Annotated in this window: 7 protein-coding genes and 1 pseudogene; 5 read left to right on the forward strand and 3 right to left on the reverse strand. The window is 70.1% G+C overall.

Features of this window, described 5'->3' with window-relative positions; genetic code table 11:
* The first annotated feature begins 43 nt into the window (after positions 1-43).
* From COGEMETH_RS04400 to COGEMETH_RS04415, 4 genes are all read left to right on the forward strand, one after another.
* Entirely contained in the window at positions 44-607 is a 564-nt protein-coding gene (locus tag COGEMETH_RS04400) for a DUF2059 domain-containing protein (protein ID WP_238181392.1), read from the forward strand.
* A 27-nt stretch (positions 608-634) separates the two neighbouring features.
* Positions 635-1,882 carry an O-antigen ligase family protein gene (locus COGEMETH_RS04405; RefSeq protein WP_238181393.1) on the forward strand — a complete coding sequence of 416 codons (1,248 nt, stop codon included), beginning with the start codon at positions 635-637 and terminating at the stop codon, positions 1,880-1,882.
* On the forward strand, positions 1,879-3,264 hold the full coding sequence (gene gor, locus COGEMETH_RS04410; protein WP_238181394.1) for a glutathione-disulfide reductase: 1,386 nt from the start codon (positions 1,879-1,881) through the stop codon (positions 3,262-3,264). Before COGEMETH_RS04405 ends, gor begins: the two co-directional genes overlap by 4 nt.
* 65 nt (positions 3,265-3,329) lie before the next feature.
* Positions 3,330-3,656 (forward strand): RNA polymerase sigma factor region1.1 domain-containing protein, encoded by a 327-nt coding sequence (locus tag COGEMETH_RS04415; RefSeq protein WP_238181395.1) that lies wholly within the window; start codon positions 3,330-3,332, stop codon positions 3,654-3,656.
* 187 nt (positions 3,657-3,843) lie between these two features.
* Here the strand turns inward: COGEMETH_RS04415 and COGEMETH_RS04420 are convergent, their stop codons facing one another.
* The 3 genes and pseudogenes from COGEMETH_RS04420 to COGEMETH_RS25765 form a co-directional block, all read right to left on the reverse strand.
* Positions 3,844-4,290, reverse strand: coding sequence for a PepSY domain-containing protein (locus tag COGEMETH_RS04420; RefSeq protein WP_238181396.1), 447 nt, complete (start codon positions 4,288-4,290; stop codon positions 3,844-3,846).
* 12 nt (positions 4,291-4,302) lie between these two features.
* The gene (locus tag COGEMETH_RS04425; RefSeq protein WP_238181400.1) at positions 4,303-4,548 is read right to left on the reverse strand and encodes a hypothetical protein; all 246 of its coding nucleotides are present in this window, start codon (positions 4,546-4,548) and stop codon (positions 4,303-4,305) included.
* Positions 4,443-5,338, reverse strand: a pseudogene (locus COGEMETH_RS25765) (PepSY-associated TM helix domain-containing protein). Before COGEMETH_RS25765 ends, COGEMETH_RS04425 begins: the two are co-directional and overlap by 106 nt.
* Positions 5,339-5,721: 383 nt before the next feature.
* Between COGEMETH_RS25765 and COGEMETH_RS04435 the strand changes: the two are divergent.
* Complete coding sequence (locus tag COGEMETH_RS04435) at positions 5,722-5,943, forward strand: TonB-dependent receptor plug domain-containing protein (protein ID WP_238181397.1); 222 nt, start codon at positions 5,722-5,724, stop codon at positions 5,941-5,943.
* The last annotated feature ends 144 nt before the right edge of the window (positions 5,944-6,087 follow it).

The following is a 6,087-nucleotide window of genomic DNA, read 5'->3' on the forward strand; positions in this document are numbered from 1 at the left end:
CCCCCGCGCCCCGAACGCAAACGCCTCTCCAGGAACGCCCACCATGCCCCGCACCCTCGCTGCCATCCTGGCCGTCCTGCTGGCCGCCATGCCCGGCATCGCCGTGGCCCAGCCGGCCAAACCGGCCGCGCAGAAGCCGGCGCCGGCCAAGCCCGCCGCACCGGCGCCGACGCCGGCCGCGCCCACCTACACCCCGAACCATCTGGCGCTCGCCCGCGAGGTGATGCTGAGTTCGGGCATCGCCCGCTCGTTCGATTCCGTCCTGCCGGCCTTCGCCGACCAGATCCGCCAGCAGGCGGTGACGCGTCCCGAGCTGACCAAGGACCTCGAAGAGGTTCTGACCGCCCTCCGGCCGGAGATGGAGCTGCAGAAGCAGCGGATGATCGACGTCGCCGCCCGCATCTACGCGAGCAAGATGACGGAGGCGGAGCTGCAGGAGATCGCGAACTTCTTCCGCTCGGCCGCCGGCAAGCGCTACGTCGAGACCCAGCCGCAGGTGCTCGACGAGATGGTCCAGGCGATGCAGGTGTGGACGCAGGACGTGTCGGAATACGTGATGGTCCGCGTGCGCGCCGAGATGGGCAAGCGCGGCCAGCAGATGCAGTAGCCCCGTCCCGTATCCGGGGCATCGGTGATGGTTCCCGGCCGCCTCTACGCGGCGGGCGCGGCGCTGCTCGCGTCGATGCCGCTCGTGATGGCGCTGGCCAACCGGTCGAGCCCCGCGGTCGTCGGCCTCGCCGCGCTCCTGTTCCTCGCCGGTCGCGCGAGCGAGGATCGTGCCGCGGCGGGCCGCGCGCTCGCCGGCCCTCTGCGCACGCCCCTGGGCGTCGCTGCCCTGGCCTTCCTCGGCTGGTGCCTCGCCTCGCTGGCCTGGAGTCCGTTCCCGGCGGCGTCCTTTCGCAGCGCGGGCGAGTTCCTGCCGGTCCTCGTGGCCGCCTACGTCCTGGCGCGCCTCGCACCGGGACGGATTCCGGCGTTCGCCGCGCCCCTCGCGGCGGCGGCCATCGTCGCGGCCGGCCTCTTCGTCGCCGGAAGCCTCGCCGCGGGGCTGCCGATCCAGAAGGTCCTGGGCCAGCGGATCGCGGATTTCGTGTTCAACCGGCCTGCCCTGACGCTGTCGCTCGTGGCCGGCCCCCTCGCCCTGGTCCTGTGGCGGCAGGGGCGACGCCTGCCGGCCTTCGCGGCCCTGGCGTTCTCGGCGCTGGGCATCCTGCGCTCCGTCAGCGGGGCCGCCGCCCTGGGGCTGATCGCCGGCACCGCCGTGTTCGCCCTCGCCCGCCTTCTCCCGAGGCGAGCGGCGATCGGGCTCTGCGGCCTGATGCTCGGCCTCGCCCTGGCGCTGGCGCCGGTGGAGGGCGACCTGCTCGAACGCGTCATGCCCGAGGCGGCCCATGCCCGGCTGACGCAATCGTCCTCCCGCGCCCGCGTCGCCATCGCGCGCAGCTTCGGCGCGGCGGTGGCCGCCGACCCGTGGCGCGGGGCGGGCTTCGGCGTCGCGCCGCGCTTCGCCGAGACCCCGGTCGCGGCCCGCCTCGAGCCGGACATGCGCGGGCTGCTGGCGGTCGGCCATCCCCACAACAGCTTCCTTCAGGTCTGGGCCGAACTCGGGATCGTCGGCGCGGGCCTCGCCGCCCTGGTCTCGATGCTGACCCTGCGGACGCTGTCCGGCGCGGCGCCTGCCGAGCGCGCCACGGCGCTGGCCCTGATCGCCGCAGGGACCGCCATCGCCTTCGTGGAGCACAATGCCTGGGCGGCCTGGTGGACGGCCGGGCTGGGGGCTGCGATCACGTGGTTGCGTGAGGCGTTCCGGCTGCGCCAAGCCTCCTTGCTGCGCGAAGCGGCCCCGCGCCCGCCCTCTTCCCTCGACAGGACAGCCCCATGAGCGAGACCTACGACGTCGATCTCTTCGTCATCGGCGGCGGCTCGGGCGGGGTGCGCGCGGCGCGGATCGCGGCCGGCTACGGGGCGAAGGTCAAGCTCGCCGAGGAGTACCGGGTCGGCGGCACCTGCGTGATCCGCGGCTGCGTGCCCAAGAAGCTGATGGTCTATGCCGGCCGCTTCGCCGACGAGTTCGAGGACGCCGCCGGCTTCGGCTGGACGGTCGAGCCGCCGCGCTTCGACTGGGGCGTGCTCAAGCGCCGGCGCGACGCCGAGGTGACGCGGCTGGAGGGCATCTACGACACCAACCTGATGCGCGCGGGCGTCGAGATCGTGCCGCAGCGCGCCGTGATCGAGGACGCGCACACGGTGCGGCTCACCGGCACGGGCGAGCGCGTCCGGGCGAAGGTCATCCTGGTCGCGGTCGGCGCACACCCCGTCAAGGAGCCGGCGGTCCCGGGCATGGAACTCGCCATCACCTCGAACGAGGTGTTCGAACTGGAGAGCCTGCCGGAGCGCATCCTCGTCGTCGGCGGCGGCTACATCGCGGTGGAGTTCGCGGGCGTGTTCGCGAGCCTGGGCAGCCGCACCACCCTGCTGCACCGGGGCGACCGCCTGCTGCGGGGCTTCGACGACGAGATCCGGGACGCGCTGGGCGAGGCCTACGGCAAGCGCATGGACCTGCGCCTCTGCCGCACGCTCCAGAGCCTGGAGCGGGCGGAGGGCGGCATCCGCGCCCGCCTCGACGACGGGACGGAGATCGTCGTCGACCAGGTCCTGGTGGCCACGGGGCGCAGGCCCAACGTCGCCGGGCTCGGCCTCGACCGGGTCGGCATCGCACTGGACGCGGCCGGCGCCGTCCCGGTCGACGCCTGGTCGCGCACCGCCGTGCCCTCGATCTACGCGGTCGGCGACGTGACCGACCGGGCCAACCTCACGCCGATCGCGATCCGCGAGGGCCACGCTTTCGCCGACACCGTGTTCGGCGGCCGTGAGACCTGCGTCGACCACACCCTGATCCCCACGGCCGTGTTCTCCACGCCCGAGATCGGGGTGGTGGGCCACAACGAGGACGTGGCCCGGGCGGTCTACGGGGAGATCGAGGTCTACAAGGCGCGCTTCCGGCCGATGAAGGCCACCCTCTCGGGCCGCGACGAGCGGGTGCTGATGAAGGTGATCGTGGACTGCGCCAGCGACCGGGTGGTGGGCGTCCACGTCCTCGGCCACGACGCGGGCGAGATCATCCAGGCGGTGGGCATCGCCGTGACCATGGGCGCCACCAAGGCCGATTTCGACCGCACCATCGCCGTGCACCCGACGGCGTCCGAGGAACTCGTCACCCTGCGCGTCCCGGCGGTGACGAAGCGTCCGGTCGGCGTCGGGTAGGCCGGCACCGTGCTAAGCCACGGCAGGCACTCGACTCGGCGCGGTCCCGAGCCATATCTTCACCGATGGCAAAGCAAGGCAAAGGCAGGGACGGGGCCGGCAAGCGTGACGACGCGCATGGCCGGCGGCAGGCCGTGATCGACGGCATGCTGGCCGACGCCCTGCGCCCGGCCTTTACCTACCGCCTACCGAGCCACGACGCGCTTGCCGCGGACATCCGCCGGGCGATCGACGCCCTGCTGGCCAAGGCCGAGGCCCAGCGCAGCCGCTGCCTCACCTATGACGACCTTGAGGAGGCCCTGCCCCCCCGTGATGTCTCGGCCGAAGACCTGGAGGCGATCTTCTGGATACTGGCCGAGCACGGGATCGAGGTTGAGGAAGGCGAGACCTGATCGGCGGCGCGATGGCGGTTCCGGCCGTCGTGTCGCGCCTGTGGATGAGCCAGGGCATTCGATCGCTCCGCTTCCCTTCCTCTATAGCCTTTCGATTGCAGGACCGAAATCGGCTTCGATTGCACGCTCGGGGGCTCTGATCTGCCAGGCGCTAAGCAGGAGCACGAGACCCAAGCAGAGCATGGTCTCATCGAAGATCAGGAATGCCGTGTCGGTGCACCGCACGGTTGCCGCATCGACGATTGGAATCACCCAAGTAAAGCAGCCCGGCGGCGGCCAGCGCCGAGCGCCGGGCGGTTCCGCAGGTGAGGATCGCCGGCATTGCCGCGGTCGCCAACCAAGCATCGAAGAAGGCGCGGACCTCGCAGCATGCGCGATCGGAGAGTTCGAGCGACAGGAGGCGGTTGGCCAGGAAGTAGGCGGCGATGCCGGCCAGCAATCCAACGAGGGTCCCGAGGTTGAGGCCGCGTACGAGGCGAAGGCCGAGCGCGAGCGGAACTCCCGGCGCGGGCATGCGCGCCTGCACCCAAAGCACGAGCCCAGTCGCGATCACTGCCGCGCCGTCCAAACCGCACAGGACGTAGAGGACGCGTAGGGCCGGACCGGCGAAGTCCGCCTCATGGAGTCCACTCAAGGTGAAATAGGTCTACGCGGCCAACCGAGGCGTGCCCGTCTCGGCCAGGACTGCGCCCGTGACGCCGTCGACAGCGATCTGGGGGTGGTGGTAGGCTATGCCGCGGAGCTGTTCCGTCAGGACGGTGGCGTTGGCGTCGCATGGTTTGTCGATCACGAGGTGCTCCGGCTCGGCGCCCGCCCGCAGGGTCGCCGCCGCGTGCATCGGGCCGAGCCGGGCGACGGCGGCCGCGCGCCCGGCGGCCGGGCGGGGTGACATCGCCGTGACACCGGCTTCCGTATAAATCGCGCCGTGTCGCCGCGGTAGCCGGCGACGACGCCCCAGAGCATCAGGGTCAAGGACAGCAGGACGAGGCCGCTATAGGCGATGAGGAGATGATACGGCAGCGCCAGAACGCCCACGACGTTGTGCGCGTCGAGCCAGGCGCGCCGGCTCCCTTGCGCGGCCGGAACGTGAAGAAGTCCTTGAAGATCCGGCGATGGGTGACGACACCGCTTACCATGGCCACTAGCATGATTGTCGCCGCGATGCCGACGATCTATCGCCCCCAGAGCGGAGGCATGTGCAACTCGTAGTGGAGTTGGTGGAGGAACTTGCCCCCGAGTGTGCCGCGCACCTGTACCGGGATGCCGGTCGCCGGATTGAGGAGTAGGTTCTCTCGGGGGCCGACCTTGCCGCGCCATTGCAGGCCGAGGGAACCGTCTGAGGTCGTCGGCAGACGCACGTGCCATTGCCGTGCCTCCGGCGCGCGCGCTTTCAGGGCTGCGATGGCCTGGTCGGCGCCCTGCCCCGGATCGACGGCGGCGGCGCCCTGCAACTCCGGACGCATCCAGCGGGAAATGTCCGCCCGGTAGTAGCTCGCGGTGCCGGCAACGAAGACCGAGAGGAGCAGCCAGCCCACTACCAGACCCGCCCATGTGTGCAACCACGCAATTGATTGCCGAAAGCTGCCTTTCACGACGCTGTTCTCCGAGTAAGTGCCAATCCATCCAGCTTGGTCGCAGCTGGAATAGTCCGGAATCGCGCGTAACAGACTTTTGCAGGACACATTATAAGGATAATAGTTCGATTTTTTGCTCTAATTATTACGGATTATATTTCGCGTAGGCGTGGCTGTATTCCCGTATTGCCGAATGCATGCCAGCGCGCGAACACAATTCCCCCATCGAAGGCGGGGCGGCGTTCGAAGCCCGCTCCGCCGATTGCGATCGCTCGGCGTAGGCATTTCGGTCGAACCGGGGAGAGTAAGCAGGCGCAGTTCCATCGACGGTGCCCCGTTCCGCGACGGCGCGAGCCGTGGCTTCATCGGCGGTACGGCCCCGTCGAGCGTCGCGCTCTCGGCTCTTGCCGCCTTCGGATTCGCACCGAACGTCGGCAGTGCAGCCGCGCATACCCGCGGGGCCGACGCGGCCACAGTTAACCCCCGACGAGTTGAAGGTCGTCGGGCAGGGCGGACCGGCCGTTGCGCGCGCCACCGGACCCGTGCGCGGCTACTACGCCACACGGAGCGCGTCGGGCTCGAAGACCGACACGCCGATTCTGGAAACCCCGCAACCGATCTCCGTGGTACTGGCCCGGCAGATCCGAGACAAGGGTGAGCAGAACTTCACCGACACGCTCGCCTATATGCCGGGCGTCAACAGCAATCCGTGACTTGGTCGGACCTCCGACAACTTCTTCATCTGCGGCTTCAACGTCGCGACCTGCAATGGCGGCCTCCTGCGCGACGGGATGAATCTGGTCTCGGGCGTCTACGAAGGAAGGCAGGAGCCCTACGAGCTCTAGAGCGTGTTATGA

Origin of the sequence: Methylobacterium trifolii (genome assembly GCF_022179685.1) — a bacterium.
In the GTDB taxonomy this organism is placed as follows: domain Bacteria; phylum Pseudomonadota; class Alphaproteobacteria; order Rhizobiales; family Beijerinckiaceae; genus Methylobacterium; species Methylobacterium trifolii.